Genomic DNA, 24,078 nt, shown 5'->3' with positions numbered 1-24,078 from the left:
CTGCCATGTACGGAGTAGCCGGAGTGTGGGCCTATCTGTGGGCCCGTGGTCCACAATTGGGGCATGTCCTTCGAACCGCTTCCCGGGATGCTCCGCCGCTTGCGCGCGAGCCGGGGATGGTCACAGGCACGCCTAGCAAGAGCGCTGTGCGAATCCGCGGGTCGACCGACCGTCACGCGCCATGACGTGTCGCGGTGGGAGCGGGGAAAGCGCGTCCCGCGCGACTGGCTTCCTTCCCTCGCTGACGTGCTGGGGGTCGCCGTGGAGACGCTGGAGCGGGCGACCGCGACCGAGTCCGGACCCGTGCCAGCGGAAGCACTCTCCGTCCTGCTGCCGCCAAGTCAGGCCGTGCCGGTTCCCCATGCGACGACTGGGCGGAGAGTGGGCCGGACCACGGCGGATGATCTCGCCACTCGCGCGCATGGTCTTCGGCTCGCCGACGACGTCCTTGCAGGGGGGGACTTGATCGGTCCCGCGTTCCGGGAGTTGGACTCGGCCGTTCGGGTCGTCCGGGAATCGACGCACAGCGACGCGGTCCGGGCAGCTCTCCTGACGTCCCTTGCCGAGATCGCGCAGATAGCGGGATGGGTGGCGTCGGATGCAGCGGACCCCCGGGCTGAGTCGACCTACCGGCTGGGGCTGGACGCCGCCCGGGAAGCGGGGGATACGGCGCTGGCGGCCCAACTGGCGGGATCGCTCGCCTACCACCTGACCAACAACGGCCGTCTTGACGACGGCGTCGCGCTAGCCGTGGCTGCCGTCGCCGAGGCGGGGCCCGAGGCGCCCGGCAAGACGCGCGCCCTGTTTCACGACCGCGCAGCGTGGGCGCACACGCAAGCCGGAGACGAGCAAGCCGCCATGCGGTCGCTGGATGCCGCCCATGAGGCCCTGACCGACGGGAGCGGCGACGCCCCGGCGTGGGCCTACTGGGTCAACGAAGACGAGTTGCGGATCATGGACGCCCGCGTGTTCACCGAGCTGCGTCGGCCCTTGCGCGCCGTCCCCTTGCTCACGGACGTGTTGCAGGGCTATCCCGCCACGCTTATGCGGGAACGGGCCCTGTACGAATCGTGGCTCGCCGTGGCCTACGCCGACGCCAACGAACCGGAACACGCTGCCCGGGTCGCAACACGCGTGATCGGGCTGTCGGGAGAGGTGGCCAGCGCACGCACGAGCGACCGCGTGCGCGTGGTCTTGTCACGACTGACGGAGTACGGCGAGGTTCCGGAGGTTCGGGAAGTACTGGAGTACGCCCGCACCTGACCTCAGTGCGGCGCAGTCTCAGTCCTCCTTGGGTGGTTGCTGTCTTCGCGTCCTGGGTTCCTGGGTGAGCGGCCCGTCGCCGGCCGTCGGGGACGGCTGCTCCGCCGACGCACGGTCCGGCGGACTCGCTGATGTGGGTGCGCTGACGATGGGCGAGATCGGGGTCCGGCAAGTGCATTTCTTTGTGAGGGGAAAACCGGGAGAGGCCTACTGATCCCTCGCCGGATCGGTGGGTGGATGCCCGGTCCCCTCTCACCCGCCGGGGTGCTCGCACGCTCCGCGGCAGGTCAGCAGGGGTGCAGCTCCGGCGGGTGATGTCCCCGAAACCCCTGCCGGAGGTCTGTGAATTCAGATGATGGACAAGCGATCCCTACCGACGGGGCGTCGTGAGAATCACCTTCTCCGTCTCGCCCGCCACCTCACCGACCGCGACCACGACATCCTCTCCCTTCTGCACACCCACCGTGTCCTGACCACTTCCCAGATCACCCAGGTGGCGTTCACCAGCCACAGCCGCACCCTCCAGCGCATGCGCACCCTCACGGCGCTGGGCGTCGTCGCCCGGTTCTGTCCCCGGCTCGACCGCGGGTCGGCACCCTGGCACTACGTGCTCGACACCCACGGCGCGCGCGTCGTGGCCGCCGACCAGGGCCGCGACGCCGAGCGCGCGCGGGTGCGCCGTGACCGCCAGCTCGCCGTGGCCAACAGCGCCCACCTGGCGCACCGCGTGGGCGTGAACGGGTTCTTCACGTCCCTGACCGGTTCCGCGCGTGCCAGCGAGGGCCGGGCGGAGCTGGGGGAGTGGTTGAACGCCGCCGATGCCGCCGAATGGGTCGATGCCCGCTCCCGACAGGCGTGGGGAGCTGGGTTGCCGCAGCCGGACGGCTACGGGCACTGGCGCCAGGGCGGCCGTTCGCTGGCGTTCTTCCTGGAGTGGGATACGGGCAGCGAGACCCACCGCCAGCTCACGGCCAAGCTGGAACGCTACGTCGCGTTCGCCGGGTCGGCGACGGTGCCCGTGCCGTGGGTGCTGTTCGTTTTCCCGTCCGGTCGCCGTGAGGCCAACGCCGGTTCGGCGCTGTCACGGGTGCCGGGCGTGCGCCAGGTGCCGGTGGCCACCGCGTGCCTGCCCGACGCCGCCGCGCCGGATGAGGCGGTGTGGCGTCCGCTCGGGACCGGCGGTGACCGGGTCCGGCTGGCGAAGCTGGCCACTGCGGGGGCGGTCGCGTGGGGCTGACCCTTGAGGAGGTGCGGGAGCTGCCGCCGACCGTCGACCTGATGACCGCCGCACGGGTGCTGGGTATCGGTCGCACAAAGGCGTACGAACTCGCCAGGGCGGGGGAGTTCCCGGTGCACGTGGTTCGGATCGGGGACCTGTACCGGGTCTCGACCGCCGACCTGTTGCGGTTCATCCACGCCGACCACCCCGAGGGGTAGAGGGCCGCGTGGTGCCGGATCTGAACGGTCACGGCCGTCTGGTGGCGTCCGGTCCCACGGTCGAATGACGGCCGAACACAGCGAAGGGCATGTGCCGGATCACTCCGGTACATGCCCTGAACTGGTGGAACATGGTGGGCGATACAGGATTCGAACCTGTGACCTCTACCGTGTCAAGGTAGCGCTCTAACCAACTGAGCTAACCGCCCGGGGGATCGGCGTGGAGGCGGAGACGGGAATCGAACCCGTGTACAGGGATTTGCAGTCCCTTGCCTAAGCCACTCGGCCACTCCGCCACGACGACGGCCGTGACCGAGCCCGGTGAGTGACCCCATACGGCCGTATCCGAGCGGACGACGGGATTCGAACCCGCGACCCTCACCTTGGCAAGGTGATGCTCTACCAGCTGAGCCACGTCCGCGTGGCGCGGGCCGTGGCCCGCGCACAAGATCTTTCAGAGCGGACGACGGGATTCGAACCCGCGACCCTCACCTTGGCAAGGTGATGCTCTACCAGCTGAGCCACGTCCGCGCGGCGGTGGGCGTATCCCCGGGTGGGGCCCGGGTGTCCGTCCTGCTGCTGGTTATGAACTCTAGCGGATCCTCGGGCGTGGGAGAAATCGAAATCCCAGGCGGGCCGTGCGCGTGGGGATGGGGATCGGGGGAGGGGCGCCGGTGCGCTGCGCAGCGCCCCCCATGGGCAGGGGGGCCGTGGACCGGGCCGTGGCGGAGGGTGCGGACGCCGCCGGCGGGGCCCGGGCGGCTCAGCGTTCGACGTGTGCCGGGGTGGTGGGCATGTCCGGGCGGGGCGGGGCGGACAGGTACTGGCCGACGCGCTGGATGACCTTGTTCATCTCGTAGGCGACCAGGCCGACATCGCACTCGGTGTCGGAGACGAGCGCCATGCAGGCGCCCTCCCCGGCCGCCGCGACGAAGAGGAACGCTTCGTCCATCTCGATGATGCTCTGCCGGATGCCCCCCGCCGCGAACTGCTTGCTGGCTCCCGCCGCGAGGCTGTGCAGCCCCGAGGCGATGGCGGCGAGGTGTTCGGCGGCCGCGCGTTCGATGCCGCTGGACGAGGCCATCAGCAGGCCGTCGGTGGACAGCACGATGGCGTGCTGGGTGCCCTGCGCGCGGGTGAGGAGGTCGTCGAGCAACCAGCTCAGCTCGCCGGGGGCGGTGCTCCGTGAGGTCATGGCTCTCTTGATCTGTCGTCGTCTGATCTGTCGTCGTCTTCGTGGTGGCGCGGGGCGCCGGCGGCCTGCCGTGAGAGCCGCCCGGCACACCCGCTGGATCCCCCGGGGTCAGGGAATCCCCATAAGCGTTGCCCAGATGATAGCCATTCGTAACCCGTCCCTCCGGACTACGAAGCGGCTCCGGAGTGGCGGCGGGCCGCTGGAATGGGGGATACCGCACTGCCTCGGCGCGACGCCACGGCGTGTCGGGTCGCTCACTCCGGCGGCAGGCGCAGGTCAGCGGCGCATCCCGGGAACGCGGCGATCCGTGCGGGCGCTCCCCGCGCTGATCATGAAAGTGGCAGGATCGGGACACGAGGTAAACCGCGGCGCGTGCCCGCTGCGGAACCGGCGCGGGAGGCGCCGGCGGAGCGCGTCCGCGCACCGCCGGGGCGGTCGGCGCGCGGACGCGGGCGCGCCGCGGCAGCGCACGACAGTGAGGGGTGGACAGCCATGCGGGTGTGGATCGCGGGGGCGGGTTACGGCCGGGGACGGGTCCTCGATGCCGAGGAGGCGCGGGTCCCCGTTCTCGACCACGGGATCACCGTCGGCGACGGGGTCTTCGAAACGGTGAAGGGGGTCGGCGGCCAGCCGTTCGCCCTCACCCGCCATCTGCGGCGGCTGGCCCGCTCGGCCGCGGGGATCGGGCTGCCTGCGCCCGACCTGGACCTGATCGCCGACGGCGTGGGCCAGGCGCTGGACGCCAACAGCGACATCCAGGCGGCGCGGGTGCGGATCACCGTCACCGACGGCCCGGGGCCGCTGGGCTCCTCCCGCAGCGACGGGGAGTCCACCTACATCGTGGCGGTCGGCGAGTTCGGGGAGATCGCCCCCCACGTCGATGTGGCGGTGGTCCCCTGGACGCGCAACGAGAACGACGTGCTGTCAGGCCTGAAGACGACGTCCTACGCCGGCAACGTGGTGGCGCTGGACTACGCCCGGCGGCGCGAGTGCGGCGAGGCGATCTTCGCCAACACCGCCGGGAACCTGTGTGAGGGCACCGGGAGCAACATCTTCCTGGTGCTGGACGGCCGGCTGGTGACACCCCCGCTGTCGGCGGGCCCGCTCGCGGGGATCACCCGGGAGCTGGTGCTGGAGTGGGCCGGCGGCGACGAGGAGGACATCCCCATGGCGGCGCTGGCCGACGCCTCGGAGGCGTTCCTCACCGGGACCGGGCGCGACGTGCAGCCGATCCGGCTGGTCGACGGCCGGGCGCTGCCCGCGGCGCCGGGGCCGGTGACGCGCAAGACCATGGAGGTGTTCACGGAGCGCGGTGCGTCCGACATGGATCCGTGAGCCCGTTGCGCCGCGCCCTGCGCGGTGTGCGGCCGGCGGGCCCGCGTCGGGCCGGGACGGCGGGCGGGCTCCGCCGGCCCGCTGCGGTGCGGGCCGGGTGTGCCGGCGGCGGTCGGCGGGCCGCGGTGCGGGCGGTGTGAGGGCGTGCGCCCCGCTGGTGCGGTGGCGCCGGTTTCACTGCGGTGCGGGCCGGGTACGCATCGACTCGGGATGCTGCCCGCGTTGCGGGTCGTGCGGGCGAGGGTGGTCCGAAGGACCACGCCCGGTGCCCGCCGTTCGGCAGGGCGCCTTAGGAGTGCAGGTGCTGCTCGATCTCGGCGTCGAGGTCCACGAACTCGCCCTCCTGGCCGGCCGGGACGATCTCGTAGGTGCGGTGCAGGAACTCCGCCAGCGGTGAGATCGCGGCGTCGAACTGCGCCTGCCCGAACGGCGAGGACAGCGCGATGTTGATGGTGCGCTCGCCGGTGCCCTTGGACGGCCAGACCTGGACGTCGCCCTCGCCGACGTGCCGCACGATCCCCACGGTCAGCAGTTCGCGCGCGAAGATCCACTCGACCGGCTCGTCGTCGCCGGTGTGGAAGGCCACGGTGATGGCGTAGGGGTCGTCGGAGGTGTAGTCCAACCGTGCGACCAGGGGGACCGCTGTGCGGTCGGGGACCACGAGCCGAAGGCCCAGCTCGGCGCTGGCAGTTGTGCCGCTACTGTTCATGTTCGCCAAACCTTTTCTCCGTCCGGCCCCGCAGTTTGCGGGCCCGTTGCCGTCTCCCCCGCTCCAACGCGGCCGGGCGCGGTCGATGACGCGCAACCGGGAGACTTTTTCGCGCGGATCGTGAAGGGGCATCCCGCCGCGGCTTCCCCGATCCCTCCGTCACTGTAATGAGCTGCGGAAACCAAGAATTTCCCAATGATCTGTGGGCCGTGTCACGCGGAGGGGGCCGGGGTGGGGCCGTCCGTGCCCGCGGGGCGGCGGGACCCCATTGCATGAAGGGGTTTCGCGTTTTACGTCTCCTTGAACACCCGCGTAAACCTCGCGTAAAACGACATATGTGATTTCTGTCACATTACGGTCGTCTCCCGGGGTGTACGGTGGCGTCACCGGCCCGCCGGATGCGCTAGAGTCTTCCTTGTTCGCCCCGCCGGACAGGCAGGGCCCAGGGCGATTAGCTCAGTTGGCTAGAGCGCGTCGTTCACACCGACGAGGTCACTGGTTCGAGTCCAGTATCGCCCACCCGAAACGAAGGCCGACCCCCCGGGGTCGGCCTTTTGCGCTGTCCGAAGCCCACTGCGGCCGCGCGGGGGAGTCGCGGGAAGTCCGCCTCAGCCGCGTTTGCGGCGCCGCTTGCGCGCCCGCTCCTCGCGGATCTCGTGGGCCTTCACGCGAGCGCGGTGCGCCCACCGCCGCGCCAGGCGCAAGGGGACCTTGGCCCAGCGGAACTCCGTCGAGAGAACGGCGAGCCCCAGGATGATCGCGGCCCAGCCGGGCCCCGGGGTCACGCTCATGACGATCCCCGCCACCAGTATCGCGCCCCCCACCACGGCCACGGCAGTGCGCCACGTCAGGCTGAGGAGGGGGTGGGCGTGCATCCGCATGCGCCAGACGCGCAGCCGTGCGCGCAGGCGCCGCCACCGCCGAGTGCGGTCGAGGGAACCGCGCGATGCCGCCGGGTCCGGATCGTCTGTACCGGTCATGGGGCTCGGAGACATGCAGTCACAATATCGGCCCTATCAAGAGAGGTTAATGGCCAGTACGGGGCGGTCCCGATCTCCCGCGGCCGGTCAGCCCAGGTGCGCCGCCACGTCGTAGCCGTACAGCCAGTCACTGCTGGGCCCACCGGTACCGCCCAGGAGATCCTCGCGCCGGCCCGGCCCCTCTTCATCGCGGGCGAGCCCGCTGAGCACCTCGCGGGCGACCGCGTGGATCCGCTCGGTGCGCTCACGGCGCAGCCCGGCGTAGCGCGCCAGGGCGCGCTCGGCGGTCAGCGCAGTGGCGCCGCGCAGGCAGTCGGCCAGCACGACCGCGTCCTCCACCGCCTGGTTGGCGCCCTGAGCGAAGAACGGCAGTGTCGGGTGGGCGGCGTCGCCCATGAGGGCGATCCGGCCGCGGTGCCAGGCGCGCACCGCCTCGCGCACCTGGATCCCCCACACGCCGATCCACGACGCCGCCGCCGCGAGCGTGGGCACGTCGTCGACCCATCCGGCGAACGCGCGGTTCAGGTCGCTCAGGCGGCCCCGGTCCGACCACGACTCCGCCCGCCGCTCCCCGCCCGGGACCGAGGCGTTGAAGCTGATGCTGGCGCCCCCGGACACCGGATAGGCGGCGAAATGGCGGTCGGGGCCCATCCAGATCCGGATCCGCGGCTCGGCGAACCCCTCGGGAACGCTCGTCGCGGGCACCAGCCCGCGGTAGATCGCCTGGCCGCTCGGGGGGTGCTGTTCCGTGTTGAGCACCCCGCGCATGACCGAATGGACACCGTCCGCCCCGATGGCGATGTCGCCGTGGACCTCCCGGCCGTCCGCGCACACCAGGGTGACCCCGTCGCTCTCCTCCAGGACGTCGGTGACGTAGTGGCCCCGCAGCACCGACGCCCCGGGGGCGGCGCGCCGCAGGATGCGGTGCAGGTCGGAGCGGAGCAGCGTGTACAGCGGCGCCCCGTAGCGGCGCTCGTACTCCACGCCCATGGCGGTGCCGTGCAGCAGCCGGCCGTCGTCCCAGCGCAGGAAGTCGCGCGACCGGGGGCGCACCGCGACCTCCGACAGCGCCGCGCCCAGCCCCATGCGCAGCAGCGGGCGCGCCGCGTTGGGCGCGAGCTGGAGTCCCGCCCCCACGGGGGTGGGGTCCTGGTGCTGCTCCAAGAGCGCCACCCGGGCCGGGCCGCCTGAGAGCGCCGCGGCCAATGTCAGCCCGGCGATCCCCGCACCCACCACCACGATCCGCACGCAACCCCCAGCGCCCGCCTGCGGCGCGGTGCCCGGCGGGCCCGCGCATCGGTCCGGTGCCCGTGCCGCGTCGACGGGCTCCCGCCACCTGCATACCCGGGTCGGCGCAGATGGCACCCCCCTTCTCCGTGGCCACCCTGTTCCCATGGCCGCCCCGGCCGCACGCGGCCGCGGGGCCGCCGGAATCCGCGGGAGCCGCTAGCATCGAAACAGGGCGCGGAACCCCGGTCCCACGCCCTTCCACACCACCGCCGGCCGCCGCGCGGCCGGTCCGGTCGTCACCGACCCGACCCCAAGAGGAGCCACCGTGTCCGCCGTGCCAGAGCTGCGTATCACCCTCGCCGGAACCGAGCGTGCGGTGGCGGCCGGGACGACGGCCGGCCACGCCCTCGACGCCGACGGCCGCACCGTGGTCGCCGCCCGCGTCGGCGGAGAGCTGCGCGACCTCGCCCACGTGCTCGCCGACGGCGATGTCGTCGAGCCCGTCGAGATCGGCTCCGACGACGGCCGCGCCATCCTGCGCCACTCCACCGCGCACATCCTGGCCCAGGCCGTCCAGGAGCTGTTCCCCGACGCCAAGCTGGGCATCGGCCCGCCCATCGTGAACGGCTTCTACTACGACTTCGACGTCGCCGAGCCCTTCACCCCCGACGACCTCAAGCGCATCGAGAAGAAGATGCAGGAGATCGTCAAGCTGGGCCAGCGCTTCGAGCGCCGCGCCGTCTCCGACGACGACGCCCGCGCCGAGCTGGCCGACGAGCCCTACAAGCTGGAGCTCATCGGGCTCAAGGGCGCGGCGGGCGACGCCGCCGAGGGCGCGGGCGTCGAGGTCGGCGCCGGTGGCCTGACCATCTACGACAACCTCCACCCGCGCACCGGCGAGCTGTGCTGGAAGGACCTGTGCCGCGGGCCGCACCTGCCCACCACCCGGGCGGTCCCGGCGTTCAAGCTCATGCGCTCGGCCGCGGCCTACTGGCGGGGCAGCGAGCGCAACCCGCAGCTCCAGCGCATCTACGGCACCGCATGGGAGACCAAGGACGCCCTCAAGGCGCACCTGGCGTTCCTGGAGGAGGCCGAGAAGCGCGACCACCGCAAGCTGGGCGCCGAACTCGACCTGTTCTCCTTCCCCGACGAGCTGGGCTCGGGCCTGGCGGTGTTCCACCCCAAGGGCGGGGTGGTGCGCAAGGAGATGGAGGAGTACTCGCGGCGGCGCCACGAGGAGTCCGGCTACGAGTTCGTCAACACCCCGCACATCTCCAAGGCGAAGCTGTTCCAGACCTCGGGGCACCTGCCGAACTACGCCGAGTCGATGTTCCCCCCCATGGAGTTCGAGGGGCACGACTACTACCTCAAGGCCATGAACTGCCCGATGCACAACCTGATCTTCAGGGCGCGCGGGCGGTCCTACCGGGAGCTGCCGCTGCGGCTGTTCGAGTTCGGCACCGTCTACCGGTACGAGAAGTCCGGTGTCGTGCACGGCATGACCCGCGCCCGCGGGTTCACCCAAGACGACTCCCACATCTACTGCACCGACGAGCAGATGCCCGCCGAGCTCGACAGCCTGCTCACCTTCGTGCTGGACCTGCTGCGCGACTACGGCCTGAGCGACTTCTACCTGGAGCTGTCCACCCGCGGCGACTCCGACAAGTTCATCGGCGAGCCCGAGGAGTGGCACCAGGCCACCGAGACCCTGCGCCAGGCCGCCGAGAAGCAGAACCTCGACCTGGTCATGGACCCCGGCGGCGCCGCCTACTACGGCCCGAAGATCTCGGTGCAGGCCAGGGACGCCATCGGGCGCACCTGGCAGATGTCGACCATCCAGGTCGACTTCCAGCAGCCCAAGCTGTTCGGGCTGGAGTACACCGCCGCCGACGGCTCCCGCCGCCGGCCGGTGATGCTCCACCGCGCGCTGTTCGGGTCCATCGAGCGGTTCTTCGCGGTCCTGCTGGAGCACTACGCCGGGGCGTTCCCGGCGTGGCTGGCGCCGGTCCAGGCGGTGGGCATCCCGATCGCCGACGAGCACGTCCCCCACCTGGAGGCCGTGGCCGCCAAGCTGCGCGCCGAGGGCATCCGGGTCGAGGTCGACTCCGGCGACGACCGGATGCAGAAGAAGATCCGCAACGCCCAGAAGCAGAAGGTCCCGTTCATGCTGCTGGCGGGCGACGACGACATCGGCAAGGGCGCGGTGTCCTTCCGCTACCGCGACGGTTCGCAGAACAACGGCGTCCCGGTCGACGACGCCGTCGCCGAGATCGTCGCCGCGGTGCGCGAGCACCGCTAGCCCGCTCGCCAAGCCCCGGGACACGTGTGCGGCCCCGCCGGACGGCGGGGCCGCACATGCCACCGGGTGGGCGGCTCGGGCGGACGGCCTTTCAGCGCCGGGCGCGCAGCTCCGCCAGGACCCGGGCGCGGTGCAGGACCGGGCCGCCCCACGCCGTGTGCAGGGCGCGGGCCTTGCGGATCCACAGGGACACGTCGTGTTCGTCGGTGTAGCCGATCGCGCCGTGCACCTGGAGGGCCGTGCGCGCGGCCGCGTAGGCGGCGTCGGAGGCGGCGGCCTTGGCGGCGCTGACATCGCGGCGCTCATCGGGGGTGCCCACCGCGAGCGCCGCCCCGTAGAGCAGCGGCCGGGCGAACTCCAGGGCCGTGTGGGCGTCGGCGAGGCGGTGCTGGACGGCCTGGAACTCGCCGATGGGCCGGCCGAACTGGTGGCGGGTGCGCGCGTAGGCGACCGTGTCGGCGACCAGCCGCATCCCGGTGCCCAGGGCCTGGGCCGCGCAGGCGAGCACGCCCACGGGGACGGCCGCGGCCGCGAGAGGCCCCAGGGGGAGCGGATCGGCCGGGCGCACCGACCACAGCCTGCGCGCGGGATCCAGCGAGCGCAGCGGGGCGGCGGGCCGCGTCGGGGCGGCCGTGTGCAGGAGGCCGCCGTCGAGGTGGAGCACGAGCCCGGCGGCGTCGGCGTCGAGCGCGTAGGGGACGAGCGGGGGGTGGGCGAGGGTCGCCACCAGGTCACCCGCCGCGATGGCGGCCACCCGGTCGGCGTCGCCGAGCAGGAGGCAGGCCGCGACCGCCTCGGCCACCGGGCCGGGCACGGCGTGCCGTCCCACCTCGATCGTCGCGGTGACCAGCTCGACCGGCAGCGGGCCCGCTCCGCCGTGGGACTCCGGGGCGGCGAGGGCGAAGAGCCCGGCTCCGGCCAGCGCCCGCCATATCTCCTCACCCGGCCCGCGGTCGCCGTCCGCCCACGACCGCACGGCAGCGGGGGTATCGGCCCGCCCGAGCATCCGGTCCAGGGTGGCGGCGAACAGCTCCTGCTCGGCGTCGAGGGTGAACCTCATCGGGCACCTCCGTGCGTGGGCTCGGCCTGCGGTACGGGGAGGGACGCAGCCGCGACAGCGGCGCCGTGGGCCGGTCGGCCGCGTTCGGCCGGCGGGTCACGGGGGCGTCCCGTCCGCGGCATGGCCGCGTGTCGGCTTCTGCGGCGCGGGGCGGGCGCGGGGCAGGCCGAGGACGCGTTCGGCGACGATGCCGCGCTGGATCTCGTTGGTCCCGGCGTAGATCGGGCCGGCCAGTGCGAAGACGTAGCCGTCCAGCCACGGCCCGGCCGGTTCCCCGGCGGGTCCCAGCAGGTCGAGCGCCGTTTCGTGCAGGTCGAGGTCGAGCTCGGACCAGTGGAGCTTGGCCAGGCTCGCGGCGGACGCGGACGGTGCGGCGGCACCGGCGCGGGGCGATACGGCGGCGTATCCGTGCAGCTGGTAGGCGCGCGCCTGGATCCAGGCGTCGGCCACGCGGTCGCCGAGAGCGGCGTGGGCGGGGTCGTTGGCGCTGTCGGCGGCGCAGCCGGCGCGGGTGTCGTAGAGCTCGATCAGCCGGCGCGCGGCGGCCACGTAGCGGCCGGGGGCGCGCAGGGAGAGCCCGCGCTCGTCGCCCGCGGTGCCCATGGCGACCCGCCATCCGTCGCCGGGCGCGCCGATCACGTCGGCGTCGGGGACGAACACGTCGTCGAGGAGCAGTTCGGCGAAGGCGGGGCGGCCGTCGAGGCGGCCGACGGGCCGCCGGGTCAGCCCGGGGGCGTCGAGGGGGAACATCACGTAGGTGAGGCCCCGGTGGCGCTCGGCCGAGGTGCGGAAGAGGCCGAAGCCCCGGTCGGCGAAGGCGGCCCGGGAGCTCCACGCCTTGCGGCCGGACAGCAGCCAGCCGCCCTCGGTGCGCACGGCCCGCGAGCGCAGCGCGGCGAGGTCGCTGCCGGCACCGGGCTCCGACCACGCCTGCGCCCACACGACCTCTCCGGCGGCCATCGGGGGCAGTACCCGGGCGAGCTGGCCGGCGGTGCCGTGGGCGAGGAGGGTGGGGGCGAGCAGGTCGATCCCGTTCTGGGAGACCCGGCCCGGGGCGCCGGCCGCGTGGTACTCCTCCTCGAACACCAGGCGGGCGAGCGGGGAGGCCCCGCGGCCGCCGTAGACGACCGGCCAGGAGACGGCCGACAGCCCGGCGGCGGCAAGTTCGCGCTCCCAGGCGCGGTGCGCCGCGAAGCCCTCGGCGGTCTCCAGCGAGGGCAGCGGTTCGGCGGGCACGTGAGCCCGCAGCCAGGCCCGCACCTCCGTGCGCAGCGCCTGTTCGGCCGGTGGGAGGTCGAGGTCCATGCGTCCTCCGTCGGTGTCGGGGTGCCTCACGGCAGGAGGGCGGGGACGTCCCCGGCGCGAGGGGGCTCGGCGACGGGCGCCCGAGAGAAGAGGGGCGGCGTGAAGGGGTGCGCCGTTCGGGGAGCGGTGGTGCGGGGCGGGGAAGCGGTCGATTTTTTCTAACAATCGTTTGGTAGGGTATCCCGCATGGAGCCGTCCGCAGAAGGCCCCCCGTCGATGCCCGCCCCGCCGCGGGCGCTGGGACTGGTGCGCGGGCGCACCGCCGTGGTGACCGCTGCGGCCGGGACCGGCATCGGGGGTGCCGCGGCACGCAGGCTCCTGGAGGAGGGGGCGCGCGTCCTCATCAGCGACCGCCACGAGCGCCGCCTGGACCGGGTGCACGCCGAACTCGCCGCCGAGTTCGGCGATGGGGCGGTCGCCGCGCAGCGCTGCGACGTCACCGCCGAGGACGAGGTCACCGCCCTGTTCGCCGCGGCCCGAGAGCGCTTCGGCCGGGTGGACATCGCCGTCAACAACGCGGGCCTGGGCGGCACGGCGCCGCTGTCGGAGATGACGGACGACCAGTGGAGCCGCGTCCTCGACGTCACCCTCACCGGCACCATGCGCTGCACCCGGGCGGCCCTGCGCGCCATGGCCGGCCACGGCGGCGCCATCGTCAACAACGCATCGGTGGCCGCCTGGCGGGCCCAGCACGGCCAGGCCCACTACGCGGCAGCCAAGGCCGGGGTCATGGCGCTCACCCGCTGCGCGGCCGTCGAGGCCGCGCCGCACGGCATCCGCGTCAACGCGGTCGCCCCCAGCCTCGCCGACCACCCCCACCTGGCCGCGGTCACCTCGCCCGAGCTCCTCGCCGAGCTGGCCCGCCGCGAGGCGTTCGGGCGCTCCGCGCACCCCTGGGAGGTCGCCAACGTTATCGTCTTCCTCGCCAGCGACTACTCCTCCTACATGACCGGAGAAGCGGTCTCGGTATCGAGTCAGAGGGCGTGAAGACGACACATGAGTCCACGGCGGCGCGACGCGGAGGGCACAGCGGCGGCACGGGCACAGCGGCGGGGGGAGCTCCTGGACACCGCGGCCCGGGTCTTCGCGGAACGGGGGTACGCGGCCACCACCATCCGCGAGGTCGCCGATGCCGCGGGCATGCTCGCCGGCAGCCTCTACTACCACTTCGAGTCCAAAGAGGCCATGGTCGACGAGATCCTCACCGGGTTCCTCACCGACCTGTGGGACGCCTACGACCGGGTCCTCGCCGCGGGCCGCGATCCCCGCGCCACTCTGCGCGCGCTGGTCGAGGCCTCGTTCGACACCATCCACCGGCACCGCCCCGCCGTGGTGATCTACCAGAACGAGTCCCGGCACCTGGTGCTCGGCGACCGCTTCGGCTACCTCGGAGACGCGCGGACCCGCTTCCGCGAGATGTGGGTCGGGCTGCTGGAGCAGGGGGCGGCCGAAGGGGCGTTCCGCTCCGACCTCGACGCCCAGCTCATGTACCGGTTCATCCGCGACAGCGTGTGGGCCGCCGCCACCTGGTACGACCCCAAGGGCCGGCTCGCGCCGCACGCCATCGCCGACCAGTACCTCGCCATGATCCTCCAGGGCGTCGAGCCCCACCCCCGCTGAGGAAGGCAGGACACCCCCCATGCCCGAGGCGCTCATCATCGACGCGGTCCGCACACCGGTCGGCAAGCGCGGCGGCGGGCTGGCCGGGGTCCACCCGGCCGACCTCGGCGCGCACGTCCTGACCGCGCTCGTGGAGCGCTCGGGGGTCGATCCGGGCGCGGTCGACGACACGGTGCTGGGCTGCGTCGACACCGTCGGCCCGCAGGCCGGCGACATCGCCCGGACCTGCTGGCTGGCGGCCGGGCTGCCCGAGCACGTCCCCGGGGTGACCGTCGACCGGCAGTGCGGGTCCTCCCAGCAGGCCGTCCACTTCGCCGCGCAGGCGGTCATGGCCGCAACGGCCGGCCTGGTGGTCGCCGGGGGCGTGCAGAGCATGTCGCAGGTGCCCATGGGCTACGCCATGACCGCCGGGGAGGGGCTCGGCTTCACCGAGGGGCCGTTCGCCGGCTCCGAGGGCTGGCGCGACCGGTACGGGACCGCCGAGGTGTCGCAGTTCCGCGCGGCCGAGATGATCGCCGAGCAGTGGGGGATCGGGCGCCCCGAGATGGAGGCGTTCGCCTTCGCCTCCCACGAGCGGGCGCTCGCCGCGGCCGACGCCGGCCGCTTCGACCGCGAGATCGCGCCCCTGGCGGGCGTCACCGCCGACGAAGGGCCGCGCCGCGGCGTCAGCCGGGACGCCATGGCGGCGCTGCCCCCGCTCGGCGACGGGGGACGGCTCACCGCCGCATTGGCCGCGCAGCTCGCCGACGGCGCGGCGGCGCTGCTCATCGCCTCACCCGGGGCGGCCCGGCGGCACCGCCTCACCCCCCGCGCGCGGATCCGCCACCTGTCGGCGCGCGGCGAGGACCCCATCCGCATGCTGACGGCCCCCATCCCCGCCACCGCCCACGCGCTGCGCCGGACCGGCCTGTCCGTCGGCGACATCGACGCGTTCGAGGTCAACGAGGCGTTCGCGCCGGTCGTGCTCGCCTGGCTCGCCGAGACGGGGGCGGACCCCGCCCGCGTCAACCCCAACGGGGGCGCCATCGCCCTCGGCCACCCGCTGGGCGCCACCGGGGCCCGGCTGCTGACCTCCCTCCTGCACCACCTGGAGCGGACCGGCGGCCGGTTGGGCCTGCTCACCATGTGCGAGGGCGGCGGCCAGGCCAACGTCACCGTCATCGAGCGCATGTGACGTGCCCGCGGCCCCGGGCCGGTGCGGCGCCGGCCCGCCTCACGCAGCGGGGTCCGCGAAGGGCGTGTTCAGCCGGGACAGGGCCTCGTGGGCCTCGGCCATCACGCGGTCGATCAGCTCGGCGCACGAGGGCAGGTCGTCGATCGCGGCGACCGCCTGGCCGGCCGACATCACCCCCAGATCGGTGCGCCCCTCCACCATCGCCGCACGGAGCAGGACAGGGGTGTTGGCCGCCATCAGCACCTGCGCCCACGACAGGCCCCCGCTGCGGCGCAGCGCGGCGCCGTCGCGGATCAGCCCCGGCCACGTCGCGCCCGACAGCCGCCGGAACGCCGCCGCGTTGCGCGCCGCCCGCAGCAGCCGACCCGCGCCGCGCGCGCGTTCGAGCGCGTCGACGCGGTCCGTGCGCAGTACCCGGTGAGGCACCCCGTCGACCTGCCGCGTCACCACCGTCTGCGTCGCGGCCAGGTACCGGCGCTTGACGCCATCGGGCACCGTGCTGTCGGAGGTGAGCAGGAACCGGGTGCCCATGGCCACCCCCGCCGCCCCGTAGGCCAGCGCCGCCACCAGGCCGCGCCCGTCGACGTAGCCGCCCGCCGCGATGACCGGCACGTCCACCGCGTCGACCACCTGCGGCAGCAGGACGGTGCTGGCGACCGGCCCGGTGTGGCCGCCGCCCTCGCCGCCCTGCACGAGCACCGCGTCGGCGCCCCACGCCGCCACCTGCTCCGCGTGGCGCACCGCGCCGACGGAGGGGATCACGACGACGCCGGCGTCCTTGAGCCGCCCGATGAGGTCGGGCGCGGGCGCCAGCGCGAACGAGGCGACCGCCACGCGCTCGCGGATCAGCAGGCCGATCCGCTCGCGCGCGTCGCCGGCGTCGGCCCGCAGGTTGACGCCGAAGGGGGCCGTCGTGCGTGCGCGCACCTCGGCGATCGCCGAGGCCAGAGCGTCGAGCGTCATGGTCGCCGACCCCAGGATGCCCAGGCCGCCCGCCTCGGCGGTGGCCGCCACCAGCCGCGGCCCCGCGACCCACCCCATCCCCGTCTGCACGATGGGGTGGCGGCAGCCGACGAGGCGGGTCAGCGCGGTGGGCAGCGGCGGGGCGGCGCTCACGGTGGCACCTCGCGGTCGCGCGCGCCCGCCGGGTCGAGCACCTCGCGCAGCAGGCGCAGCTCCTCATCACCGGGGGTGCGGGTGCGGCCCACCCCGCCCTCGGGCGTCGCCAGGTCGAAGCCGGTCCGGTCGCGTACCTGCTCCTCGGTGGCGCCCGGGTGGACCGACACCAGGCGCAGCGTGGAGCCCGGGCCCGCGAAGTCCAGCACCGCCAGGTCGGTGACGACCCTGCGCAGGTCGAAGGCGTCGGCCGCGGCCACGCCGCTGACCATGTCCACCTCCGGCACGAACACCCGCCGGCCGTGCCGGGGGATCCAGTAGCTGGTGGGCCCGGCGATGGTGTTGCCGGGGGCGCCGCGCACCCCCAGGAGCTGGGTGGTGGGCCGCCGCCAGGGCCCGATGCAGGAGATGTTGGAGCGCCCTCGCCGGTCGATCTGGGAGGCGCCCATCATCACGTGGCGCCGCCCGTGCAGGACCAGCCACAGGTGGTCGCCGAACGGCAGCCAGCCCTCCACCCCGCCCTGGCCCGGCGAGGCGCCCCAGGGCAGGGCCTCACGGGTCAGCAGCGCGCCGCCGTCGGTGGTGAGCAGGTCCGGGGCGAAGGTGAGCCGGGCCAGCCGTGCGCCCAGGACCGAGCAGACGCCCATGGCGGCGGCGAGGACCTCGCCGTCGCCGCGCCAGGCGTCGGCGCAGGCGGCCACGCACACCTCGGCGCGGGTCGCGGGCGTCACGGCTCCTCCCCGCCGGCGGTCCCGGTTCCCGCGGGGCCCACGAAGCGGTCGCGGAACCCCTGCCAGAGGGCGGGGTCGCGTGCGGCTCCCGCGTAGGCGCGCTGGGCGTCCTCGTCGCGGCCGTAGTCGGGTTCGCACGAGGTGAAGTGCGCCCCGTTGGGGGCCTCGACGACGCCCGTCACCAGCGCCCGGCTGACCAGCAGCGACTGCGGGGGGCCGGTGAACGCGCCGACCAGCCGCTCGCACGACAGGTAGACGCGCTGCGCGGCCTTGGCGAACAGCCCGTCCAGGTAGGGGTCGGGCCCCAGGTACTGCCCGTTGCCGCGCGGGTCGGCCCGACTGACGTGCACGAGCGCGGCGTCGAGCCGCAGCGCGGGCATGGCGATCAGGTCGCGGCCCTGAGGGTGGCCGGGCTCGGGGTAGGGGGAGCGGACGGTGCGCAGTCCCGGGTCGCCGACCCGCGGCACATCGGAGGCCAGGCCGACGGGGGTGGGCAGGAACGGCAGCCGGTGCGCGGCGGCGAGCAGGCCGAACATGAACATCCCCTCGTCGTACTCGGTGAACGCGATCTCGCCGTTCTCCCGCGCGGCCCGGAACCAGGGGTCCAGGGCGATGGAGTCGAGCGTGACGAACGGGGCGACCACCCGGCGCACCTTGCCGTAGGCGCACAGCAGCCCCACATCGGGGCCGCCGCACGAGACCACGGTGAGGTCGCGGACGCCGCTGCGGCACACGGCGCGCACCAGCGCCATGGGCTTGCGCCGTGACCCCCACCCGCCGATGCCCAGCACCATCCCGTCCCACAGGGCGGCGGCGACCCCGTCGGGGGTCATGGCCTTGCCGGTCACCGGGCCCCCTCCTCCGCCGCTTCGCCGCGGCCGCCGCCCTCCGCGCCGGCCCGGCCGCCGGTGGCGGCGCCGGCGAACCGGTCGCGGAGGGCGTCCCCGGCGCCGATGAGGCTGAGCTCGTAGGTGAACCCCTGCTCGAACCGGTAGTCGCGGTCGGGGTCCGTGGGGTCGATCCCGTTGAGCGCCTGCTTCGCGCACCGGATGACCCGGGGGTCCTTGGCGGCGATGGCGCGCGCCACGTCGAACGCCTCCCGGCGCAGGTCGGCGGGGTCCACCACGGCCAGCACCGACCCGAACTCCGCCAGCCGGGCCGCGGGCACCGTGCGGCACGTGTAGACCATGGCGCGCATGAGGTGCCGGGGGACCAGGCGGGCCAGGTGGGTGGCCGCGCCCAGTGCGCCGCGGTCGACCTCGGGCAGCCCGAAGTAGGCGTCGTCGGCGGCCACCACGAGGTCGGCGCTGCCCGCCAGCCCCACGCCCCCGCCGAGGCAGTGGCCCTGGACGGCGGCGATGACCGGCACCGGGCAGTCGCGGACGGCGGCGAAGGCGGCGCGGCAGCCGCGGTTGGCGCCGATGAGCGCGTCGAAGCCGGCGGTGCGCTGCATCTCCTTGATGTCGACACCGGCGTTGAACCCGCGCCCCTCGGCGCGCAGGACCACCGCCCGCGTCTCGGGGTCGGCGCCCGCGCCGGTCACGGCCTGTGCGAGGTCGTGCCAGCCGCGGACGGGAAGGGCGTTGACCGGGGGAGCGTCGACGGTGACCTCGGCGATCCCGCCGCTGTGTTTCGTGGTGGAGACCCGCAATGGCTTACCTTTCCACCAAACGTTTGTTAGAACGGTAGCAGCCGGGCGGGATCCGGGACAGGGCGGCGACACCAGGAGGCGGACGGTGACCGATCCGACGGGCCCCGCGCGCGGCCACGACGACGGCGACGGCGGAGGTCCCGCCGGCGGCGCGGCGAAGGGCCCCGGCAGCGGGCTCGAGGGCCGGACCGTCGTCGTCACCGGCGGCGTGCGCGGCGTGGGGCGCGGTATCAGCGAGGCGTTCCGCGACGCCGGGGCCTGCGTCCTCGCCTGCGCCCGGCGCCCGCCCGATGTGCCGCTGGACGGGGTCGAGCACGTGCCCCTCGACGTCCGCGACCCCGATGCCGTGGGCGCCTTCTTCGCCGCCGCCGGCCCGGTCCACACCGTGGTCAACAACGCCGGAGGGACCCCGTACCTGCCCCTCAGCGACGGGGACCCGCGCCGCCACGCCAAGATCATCGAACTCAACCTCATCGCCCCGCTCATCGTCGCCCGCGCCGCGCGGCTCGTCCTGGAACCCGGCGGGTCCGTCATCATGATCGGCAGCGTGAGCGCCCGGCGGCCCTCGCCGGGGACGGCCGCCTACGGCGCGGCCAAAGCGGGGCTGGCCGGCCTGACGGCGTCGCTGGCCGTGGAATGGGCGCCCGCTGTCCGCGTCAACTGCGTCACCCTCGGCATGGTCCGGACCGAACGCACCGCCCTGCACTACGGCGACGACGCCGGGATCGACGCTGTCGCGCGCACCGTGCCCCTGGGGCGGCTGGCCGCGCCGGGCGACGCGGGGGCGGCGTGCGTCTTCCTGGCCTCCGATGCCGCCGCCTACATCAGCGGGGCCGACCTGCTGGTCCACGGGGGCGGGGAGCGTCCCCCGTTCCTCGACGCGGCCACGGCACCCCGCCCCCGCCGTGAGGGACAGCAGGAGGACGGGATGGAGGGGCCGGGATGATCTGCCGCGGCAGGGTCGCCGTCATCACCGGGGCCGGGCGCGGCCTCGGACGCGCCCACGCGCTCGAATTCGCCCGGCAGGGGGCCCGGGTCGTCGTCAACGACCTCGGGGTGGCCGCCGACGGCAGCGGGGGCTCCGCGGGGCCCGCCGAGCAGGTCGCGGCCGAGATCCGCGCATCGGGCGGCGTAGCCGTCGCCGTCGCGGGCGACGCCGCCGATCCCGGCGACGCCGCCGCGCTCGTGCGCACCGCGCTGGAGGCGTTCGGCCGACTCGACACCCTCGTCACCAACGCGGGTTTCGTCCGCGACCGGATGCTCGTCAACCTCCCCTTGGACGACTGGGACGCGGTGCTGCGCGTCCATCTCACCGGGCACTTCCTCCCGCTGCGCCACGCGGCGGCGCACTGGCGGGCCGAGGCCAAGGCCGGGCGCCCCGTGGACGCCCGCGTCATCGCCACGTCCTCCGGCGCCGGGCTGCTGGGCAGCGTCGGCCAGGCCAACTACTCCGCCGCCAAGGCGGGCATCGTCGGCCTCACCCTGGTCGCGGCGGCCGAGCTGCGCCGCTACGGGGTCCGGGTGAACGCGATCGCCCCCGCCGCGCGCACCCGCATGACCGGCGGCGTCTTCGCCGGCACCATGCGCCGCCCCACCGACGGCTCCTTCGACGCCATGGCCCCCGAGAACGTGTCGCCGCTGGTGGCGTGGCTCGGGTCGGCCGACTCCGCCGACGTCACCGGCCGCGTCTTCGAGGTCGAGGCGGGCCGGATCTGCGTCATGGAGGGCTACCGCCACGGGCCCGCCACCGACAAGGGCGCCAGGTGGGACCCCGCCGAGATCGGCCCCGCCGTACGCACCCTCCTCGCGAACGCCGCCGACCCCGAGCCACCTTACGGCGCGTGACCGCTGGGGCGTCCGGCGATCGCGGGGGCGCACGCCCCGCCGGCCGTACGGCCGCCACGCCCTCCCGGCGTCAGCGCTTCGGCGGGAGGGTGCGGCAGGTGCGCAGGATCTCGGCGGCGACGGTGTTCGGGCGGTCGGCCATCGGGACGTGCCCGCAGTCCAGCAGGGTGACGATGCGCGCGTGGGGGATGCGGCGCAGCGCCCGCACCGCCCCGGTGGCGGGGAGCACCCGGTCGCGGTCGCCCCAGGCGACGGTGACCGGGCAGGGCACCGCGCCGGCGGTGAACGCGTAGTCGGCGACGTGCACGGCCAGCCGGACGAACGGGGACCCGGCGGCCAGCACCGTCGCGTCGAACACCAGGTCGCGGGCTGCATCGGCGGACGGGTCGCCGCGCAGCACGTGCCGGGCGACCGTGCGGCCCGGCGGGCTGCCCGCGGCCGCCACCCAGACCCGTTCGGGGACGCGCGACGCCAGCCGCGCACCGCGGGCCAGGACACGCGTGCCCGCACCGGTGCGCCCAGTGGCGAACCCGATGGGCGACAGCGCCGTCACCGAGGCGGCGAATCCGCGTGCGCCCAGCTCCAGCGCGATCGCCCCGCCCAGGGAGTTGCCCACGAGGTGCGGTCGCTCCAGGCCGAGCCGGTCGCAGAACCGCTGCACCGTGGCGACCAGCGTGGAGATGTCATAGGGGTCCGCAGCGGCGGGCGGCGCCGACCCGCCGAACCCGGGGAGGTCGAGCGCCACCACATCGTGGTCCGCCGCCAGCCGGCGGACCACGGGATACCAGGCCTGGCGCCGGTGCCCCAGCCCGTGGAGCAGCACGATCGGGGCGCCGTCGCCCCAGCGGTCGTAGGTGATCCGCAGCTCTCCCATGGCCCCAGGTGTACCCGGTCGGCGGCCCGGCGTCGAATGAGCCCGCCACCGCCCGTGGCCAGGGCGCATCCGCGGATCGGGCCCGTAGCCGTCGCGGAGCGGCGCCGCCGCCAGCGGTCCGCCCGGCCACCGGCCGTCCCGCTGCGGCGCCTCAGCGTGCCCGCGGCAGGAGCGTCGCCAGCGACGGATCCACGCGCCCCGGGTCGACGGTGATGACCTCGTGCTCCGCCACACCGGCGGCCACGAACGGGTCCTCCGCGCTCACCCCCTCGACGCTGGCCCGCTCGCCCTGCGCCAGGATCACCCCGCCGATATCGGCGGGCACCGTCTGGCCGGACAGCAGGAACGTGCCGTCCGCGTGGTGGTGCTCCAGGTAGGCGACGTGCTCGGCGACGTGCGGCGTGACCTGGTCGGCGGGGACGGTGTAGCGGACGATGAGGATGTGCAGCATGCCCACATCCTCCCTCCGCCCCCGCGTTCCGGACGTCCCGACACCCGCGCGGTCAGGCGGGCAGGCCCAGATCACGGGCGATCAGCATGCGCTGGATCTCCGATGTCCCCTCGCCGATCTCGAGAATTTTGGCGTCGCGGTAGAAGCGCCCCACCGGGTACTCGTTCATGAAGCCGTAGCCGCCGAAGACCTGGGTGGCGGCGCGGGCGTTGTCCATGGCGGCGTTGGAGGCCACCAGCTTGGCGATGGCGGCCTGCCGCTTGAACGGCTCGCCCGCGAGCATCCGCGACGCGGCGTCGTAGTAGGCCAGCCGGGCGGTGTGCGCCCGCACCTCCATGTCGGCGATCGTGAACTGGATGGACTGGTAGTGCCCGATGTGGCGGCCGAACGCAGCCCGCTCCCCGGCGTAGCGCACGCTCTCGTCCACGCACCCCTGGGCCAGCCCCACCGCCAGCGCGGCGATCGCGATCCGGCCCTCGTCCAGGGTGCGCAGGAACTGCGCGTAGCCGCGTCCCCGCTCGCCCAGCAGGTTGGCCTCGGGCACCCGGCAGTCCTCGAACACCAGCTCGTTGGTGTCGGAGGCGTTCCAGCCGACCTTGGAGTACTTCTGCCCGATGGAGAACCCGGGCGTGCCGCTGGGCACGATGATCGTCGAGATCTCGGGGCGCCCGTCGGGGCGCTCACCGGTGACCGCGGTGACCGTGACCAGCGCGGTGATGTCGGTCCCGGAGTTGGTGATGAAGGACTTCGTCCCGTTGATCACCCACTCGCCGTCGTCCAGCCGCGCGGTGGTGCTCGTCGCCCCGGCGTCGGATCCGGCACCGGGCTCGGTCAGCCCGAACGCGCCCAGCGCCTCCCCGGAGCACAGCCGCGGCAGCCACCGCGCCTTCTGCTCGGCGGAGCCGAACCGGTGGAGCGGCATCGCCCCGAGGGACACGCCCGCCTCCAGGGTGATCGCCACCGACGAGTCCACGCGCGCCAGCTCCTCCAGCGCCAGGCACAGCGCGAAGTAGTCGCCGCCCATGCCGCCCTCCTCCTCGGGGAAGGGCAGGCCGAACAGGCCCATGCGGCCCATCTTGGCGACGATGCCGTAGGGGAACTCGCCCCGTTCGTAGAAGCCGCCGATGACCGGGGCGACCTCGTCGTGCGCGAACTTCTCGACGGTGGCGCGCAGGTCCTCGTGGTCGGCGGACAGGCCGTGCGTCATGCGCTCACTCCTTGCTCGTGGCGGGTGCGGCGGGACCGGCGGGGGCGACGATCGGTGCAGCGGGCGTGCCGGGCGGGGGCTCCGCGGGGGCGGGCGCACCCGGGGCGCCGGGGGAGTCGGGGGTGATGGTGGCCAGGAGGGCGTCCATGGCGACCGCGCGGCCGGGGCGGGCGTCCAGCCGGGTGACGACGCCGTCGACGGGGGCGGTGATCGCGTGCTCCATCTTCATGGCCTCGACGATGACCACCGGGCTCCCGGCGGCGACGCGCTGCCCCTCCTCCACCGCGACCGCGAGCACGGTCCCCGGCATCGGGCTGCGCAGCGATCCGTCGCCCGCCTGCGCCGGGTCGCGGGCGGGGTCGACCGCCGGCTCCTCGTGGAACCGCCAGGCCGACCCGGCCGAGCCGAGCCACAGGTCGGCGCCGTCGCGGGCGCGCGCATAGTGCGCGGTGCGGCCGTCGACGGAGACGGTGAGCGTACGGCCGCCGGCCGCGCGCGCCGCCCGGGCGCGCACCGGGTCGGCGCCGGCGACGACCACCTCGTAGGCGAGGGCGCCGGCGGGGTCCGTGCCTGCGGCGGGCGCGGCGTCGGCGGTG

At 74.4% G+C, this 24,078-nt stretch carries 23 protein-coding genes, 5 tRNA genes and 1 pseudogene (1 of these 29 cut by a window edge); 11 read left to right on the top strand and 18 right to left on the bottom strand.

Annotated features, from left to right (window positions below):
- The first annotated feature begins 63 nt into the window (after positions 1-63).
- From ACFOVU_RS23330 to ACFOVU_RS23320, 3 genes are all read left to right on the top strand, one after another.
- On the top strand, positions 64-1,263 hold the full coding sequence (locus ACFOVU_RS23330) for a helix-turn-helix transcriptional regulator (protein WP_378536995.1): 1,200 nt from the start codon (positions 64-66) through the stop codon (positions 1,261-1,263).
- Between the two features lie 352 nt (positions 1,264-1,615).
- Positions 1,616-2,500 (top strand): replication-relaxation family protein, encoded by an 885-nt coding sequence (locus ACFOVU_RS23325; RefSeq protein WP_378536994.1) that lies wholly within the window; start codon positions 1,616-1,618, stop codon positions 2,498-2,500.
- The gene (locus ACFOVU_RS23320) at positions 2,491-2,700 is read left to right on the top strand and encodes a helix-turn-helix domain-containing protein (protein WP_378536992.1); all 210 of its coding nucleotides are present in this window, start codon (positions 2,491-2,493) and stop codon (positions 2,698-2,700) included. Before ACFOVU_RS23325 ends, ACFOVU_RS23320 begins: the two co-directional genes overlap by 10 nt.
- Before the next feature lie 132 nt (positions 2,701-2,832).
- Here ACFOVU_RS23320 and ACFOVU_RS23315 read toward each other — a convergent pair.
- The 5 genes from ACFOVU_RS23315 to ACFOVU_RS23295 all read right to left on the bottom strand — a co-directional run bounded on the left by ACFOVU_RS23315 (position 2,833) and on the right by ACFOVU_RS23295 (position 3,895).
- Positions 2,833-2,909, bottom strand: a tRNA-Val gene (locus tag ACFOVU_RS23315).
- Positions 2,910-2,921: 12 nt separating this feature from the next.
- A tRNA-Cys gene (locus ACFOVU_RS23310) sits at positions 2,922-2,996 on the bottom strand.
- Positions 2,997-3,048: 52 nt separating this feature from the next.
- Positions 3,049-3,121: transfer RNA gene (locus ACFOVU_RS23305), tRNA-Gly, on the bottom strand.
- A 37-nt stretch (positions 3,122-3,158) separates the two neighbouring features.
- Positions 3,159-3,231 (bottom strand) — tRNA-Gly (locus ACFOVU_RS23300).
- A gap of 232 nt (positions 3,232-3,463) precedes the next feature.
- Positions 3,464-3,895, bottom strand: coding sequence for a roadblock/LC7 domain-containing protein (locus ACFOVU_RS23295; protein ID WP_378536991.1), 432 nt, complete (start codon positions 3,893-3,895; stop codon positions 3,464-3,466).
- Positions 3,896-4,387: 492 nt separating this feature from the next.
- Here ACFOVU_RS23295 and ACFOVU_RS23290 point away from each other — a divergent pair, with 492 nt between their 5' ends.
- A complete protein-coding gene (locus ACFOVU_RS23290; RefSeq protein ID WP_378536990.1) occupies positions 4,388-5,230 on the top strand; it encodes an aminotransferase class IV in 843 nt (280 codons plus the stop codon).
- Between the two features lie 289 nt (positions 5,231-5,519).
- Here the strand turns inward: ACFOVU_RS23290 and ACFOVU_RS23285 are convergent, their stop codons facing one another.
- The gene (locus tag ACFOVU_RS23285) at positions 5,520-5,939 is read right to left on the bottom strand and encodes an SsgA family sporulation/cell division regulator (protein ID WP_378536988.1); all 420 of its coding nucleotides are present in this window, start codon (positions 5,937-5,939) and stop codon (positions 5,520-5,522) included.
- Between the two features lie 445 nt (positions 5,940-6,384).
- On the opposite strand from ACFOVU_RS23285, the gene ACFOVU_RS23280 reads away from it, so the two are divergent.
- Positions 6,385-6,458 (top strand) — tRNA-Val (locus ACFOVU_RS23280).
- A gap of 89 nt (positions 6,459-6,547) precedes the next feature.
- Here ACFOVU_RS23280 and ACFOVU_RS23275 read toward each other — a convergent pair.
- Together ACFOVU_RS23275 and ACFOVU_RS23270 are read right to left on the bottom strand one after the other, a co-directional pair.
- Positions 6,548-6,934, bottom strand: coding sequence for a PGPGW domain-containing protein (locus ACFOVU_RS23275; protein WP_378536987.1), 387 nt, complete (start codon positions 6,932-6,934; stop codon positions 6,548-6,550).
- 72 nt (positions 6,935-7,006) lie between these two features.
- Complete coding sequence (locus ACFOVU_RS23270; protein ID WP_378536985.1) at positions 7,007-8,167, bottom strand: FAD-dependent monooxygenase; 1,161 nt, start codon at positions 8,165-8,167, stop codon at positions 7,007-7,009.
- A gap of 307 nt (positions 8,168-8,474) precedes the next feature.
- Between ACFOVU_RS23270 and thrS the strand changes: the two genes are divergently transcribed.
- Positions 8,475-10,448: a threonine--tRNA ligase gene (gene thrS / locus ACFOVU_RS23265; RefSeq protein ID WP_378536984.1), complete on the top strand. Its 1,974-nt coding sequence runs from the start codon at positions 8,475-8,477 to the stop codon at positions 10,446-10,448.
- A gap of 91 nt (positions 10,449-10,539) precedes the next feature.
- On the opposite strand, the gene ACFOVU_RS23260 is transcribed toward thrS, so the two are convergent.
- Complete coding sequence (locus ACFOVU_RS23260; RefSeq protein ID WP_378536982.1) at positions 10,540-11,508, bottom strand: acyl-CoA dehydrogenase family protein; 969 nt, start codon at positions 11,506-11,508, stop codon at positions 10,540-10,542.
- Between the two features lie 96 nt (positions 11,509-11,604).
- Entirely contained in the window at positions 11,605-12,813 is a 1,209-nt protein-coding gene (locus ACFOVU_RS23255) for an acyl-CoA dehydrogenase family protein (protein WP_378536981.1), read from the bottom strand.
- A gap of 186 nt (positions 12,814-12,999) precedes the next feature.
- On the opposite strand from ACFOVU_RS23255, the gene ACFOVU_RS23250 reads away from it, so the two are divergent.
- The 3 genes from ACFOVU_RS23250 to ACFOVU_RS23240 are packed head-to-tail and all read left to right on the top strand — an operon-like array spanning position 13,000 to position 15,607.
- Positions 13,000-13,800, top strand: a complete 801-nt coding sequence (locus tag ACFOVU_RS23250) for an SDR family oxidoreductase (RefSeq protein ID WP_378536979.1) — start codon at positions 13,000-13,002, stop codon at positions 13,798-13,800.
- A gap of 9 nt (positions 13,801-13,809) precedes the next feature.
- Positions 13,810-14,433 carry a TetR/AcrR family transcriptional regulator gene (locus ACFOVU_RS23245; protein WP_378536978.1) on the top strand — a complete coding sequence of 208 codons (624 nt, stop codon included), beginning with the start codon at positions 13,810-13,812 and terminating at the stop codon, positions 14,431-14,433.
- 19 nt (positions 14,434-14,452) lie between these two features.
- On the top strand, positions 14,453-15,607 hold the full coding sequence (locus ACFOVU_RS23240; RefSeq protein WP_378536977.1) for an acetyl-CoA C-acetyltransferase: 1,155 nt from the start codon (positions 14,453-14,455) through the stop codon (positions 15,605-15,607).
- Positions 15,608-15,646: 39 nt separating this feature from the next.
- On the opposite strand, the gene ACFOVU_RS23235 is transcribed toward ACFOVU_RS23240, so the two are convergent.
- The 4 genes from ACFOVU_RS23235 to ACFOVU_RS23220 are packed head-to-tail and all read right to left on the bottom strand — an operon-like array spanning position 15,647 to position 19,105.
- Entirely contained in the window at positions 15,647-16,723 is a 1,077-nt protein-coding gene (locus ACFOVU_RS23235; RefSeq protein ID WP_378536975.1) for an NAD(P)H-dependent flavin oxidoreductase, read from the bottom strand.
- Positions 16,720-17,454 carry a CoA-transferase subunit beta gene (locus tag ACFOVU_RS23230; protein ID WP_378536974.1) on the bottom strand — a complete coding sequence of 245 codons (735 nt, stop codon included), beginning with the start codon at positions 17,452-17,454 and terminating at the stop codon, positions 16,720-16,722. The genes ACFOVU_RS23235 and ACFOVU_RS23230 overlap by 4 nt, the downstream gene beginning before the upstream one ends.
- Positions 17,451-18,287 (bottom strand): CoA transferase subunit A, encoded by an 837-nt coding sequence (locus ACFOVU_RS23225; protein ID WP_378538191.1) that lies wholly within the window; start codon positions 18,285-18,287, stop codon positions 17,451-17,453. Before ACFOVU_RS23225 ends, ACFOVU_RS23230 begins: the two co-directional genes overlap by 4 nt.
- An 11-nt stretch (positions 18,288-18,298) precedes the next feature.
- The gene (locus tag ACFOVU_RS23220) at positions 18,299-19,105 is read right to left on the bottom strand and encodes an enoyl-CoA hydratase family protein (protein WP_378536972.1); all 807 of its coding nucleotides are present in this window, start codon (positions 19,103-19,105) and stop codon (positions 18,299-18,301) included.
- 85 nt (positions 19,106-19,190) lie between these two features.
- Here ACFOVU_RS23220 and ACFOVU_RS23215 point away from each other — a divergent pair, with 85 nt between their 5' ends.
- Complete coding sequence (locus ACFOVU_RS23215; RefSeq protein ID WP_378536971.1) at positions 19,191-20,051, top strand: SDR family oxidoreductase; 861 nt, start codon at positions 19,191-19,193, stop codon at positions 20,049-20,051.
- Positions 20,048-20,950 (top strand): SDR family oxidoreductase, encoded by a 903-nt coding sequence (locus ACFOVU_RS23210; RefSeq protein ID WP_378536970.1) that lies wholly within the window; start codon positions 20,048-20,050, stop codon positions 20,948-20,950. The genes ACFOVU_RS23215 and ACFOVU_RS23210 overlap by 4 nt, the downstream gene beginning before the upstream one ends.
- A gap of 70 nt (positions 20,951-21,020) precedes the next feature.
- Here the strand turns inward: ACFOVU_RS23210 and ACFOVU_RS23205 are convergent, their stop codons facing one another.
- The 4 genes and pseudogenes from ACFOVU_RS23205 to ACFOVU_RS23190 all read right to left on the bottom strand — a co-directional run.
- Entirely contained in the window at positions 21,021-21,824 is an 804-nt protein-coding gene (locus ACFOVU_RS23205) for an alpha/beta fold hydrolase (RefSeq protein WP_378536968.1), read from the bottom strand.
- 151 nt (positions 21,825-21,975) lie between these two features.
- On the bottom strand, positions 21,976-22,275 hold the full coding sequence (locus ACFOVU_RS23200) for a YciI family protein (protein WP_378536967.1): 300 nt from the start codon (positions 22,273-22,275) through the stop codon (positions 21,976-21,978).
- A 52-nt stretch (positions 22,276-22,327) separates the two neighbouring features.
- A complete protein-coding gene (locus ACFOVU_RS23195; RefSeq protein WP_378536966.1) occupies positions 22,328-23,482 on the bottom strand; it encodes an acyl-CoA dehydrogenase family protein in 1,155 nt (384 codons plus the stop codon).
- A gap of 4 nt (positions 23,483-23,486) precedes the next feature.
- A pseudogene (locus ACFOVU_RS23190) lies at positions 23,487-24,078 on the bottom strand (ATP-binding protein); its annotated part runs 1,349 nt beyond the window's last position; the annotation flags it as partial.

Source organism: Nocardiopsis sediminis (assembly GCF_042650565.1).
Lineage (GTDB): Bacteria > Actinomycetota > Actinomycetes > Streptosporangiales > Streptosporangiaceae > Nocardiopsis_B > Nocardiopsis_B sediminis.
The sequence above is the reverse complement of the archived record's forward strand: the minus strand, read 5'-3'. Positions and strand labels throughout refer to the sequence as shown.

What these genes read in the sequence shown, in the direction of transcription:
- ACFOVU_RS23285 (WP_378536988.1), bottom strand. Translation starts at nt 5,939, where the DNA reads ATGAACAGTAGCGGCACAACTGCCAGCGCCGAGCTGGGCCTTCGGCTC.
- ACFOVU_RS23250 (WP_378536979.1), top strand. Translation starts at nt 13,000, where the DNA reads ATGGAGCCGTCCGCAGAAGGCCCCCCGTCGATGCCCGCCCCGCCGCGG.
- ACFOVU_RS23195 (WP_378536966.1), bottom strand. Translation starts at nt 23,482, where the DNA reads ATGACGCACGGCCTGTCCGCCGACCACGAGGACCTGCGCGCCACCGTC.
- ACFOVU_RS23290 (WP_378536990.1), top strand. Translation starts at nt 4,388, where the DNA reads ATGCGGGTGTGGATCGCGGGGGCGGGTTACGGCCGGGGACGGGTCCTC.
- ACFOVU_RS23210 (WP_378536970.1), top strand. Translation starts at nt 20,048, where the DNA reads ATGATCTGCCGCGGCAGGGTCGCCGTCATCACCGGGGCCGGGCGCGGC.
- ACFOVU_RS23225 (WP_378538191.1), bottom strand. Translation starts at nt 18,287, where the DNA reads ATGACCCCCGACGGGGTCGCCGCCGCCCTGTGGGACGGGATGGTGCTG.
- ACFOVU_RS23295 (WP_378536991.1), bottom strand. Translation starts at nt 3,895, where the DNA reads ATGACCTCACGGAGCACCGCCCCCGGCGAGCTGAGCTGGTTGCTCGAC.
- ACFOVU_RS23325 (WP_378536994.1), top strand. Translation starts at nt 1,616, where the DNA reads ATGATGGACAAGCGATCCCTACCGACGGGGCGTCGTGAGAATCACCTT.
- ACFOVU_RS23240 (WP_378536977.1), top strand. Translation starts at nt 14,453, where the DNA reads ATGCCCGAGGCGCTCATCATCGACGCGGTCCGCACACCGGTCGGCAAG.
- ACFOVU_RS23205 (WP_378536968.1), bottom strand. Translation starts at nt 21,824, where the DNA reads ATGGGAGAGCTGCGGATCACCTACGACCGCTGGGGCGACGGCGCCCCG.
- ACFOVU_RS23245 (WP_378536978.1), top strand. Translation starts at nt 13,810, where the DNA reads ATGAGTCCACGGCGGCGCGACGCGGAGGGCACAGCGGCGGCACGGGCA.
- ACFOVU_RS23330 (WP_378536995.1), top strand. Translation starts at nt 64, where the DNA reads ATGTCCTTCGAACCGCTTCCCGGGATGCTCCGCCGCTTGCGCGCGAGC.
- ACFOVU_RS23260 (WP_378536982.1), bottom strand. Translation starts at nt 11,508, where the DNA reads ATGAGGTTCACCCTCGACGCCGAGCAGGAGCTGTTCGCCGCCACCCTG.
- ACFOVU_RS23255 (WP_378536981.1), bottom strand. Translation starts at nt 12,813, where the DNA reads ATGGACCTCGACCTCCCACCGGCCGAACAGGCGCTGCGCACGGAGGTG.
- ACFOVU_RS23200 (WP_378536967.1), bottom strand. Translation starts at nt 22,275, where the DNA reads ATGCTGCACATCCTCATCGTCCGCTACACCGTCCCCGCCGACCAGGTC.
- ACFOVU_RS23275 (WP_378536987.1), bottom strand. Translation starts at nt 6,934, where the DNA reads ATGTCTCCGAGCCCCATGACCGGTACAGACGATCCGGACCCGGCGGCA.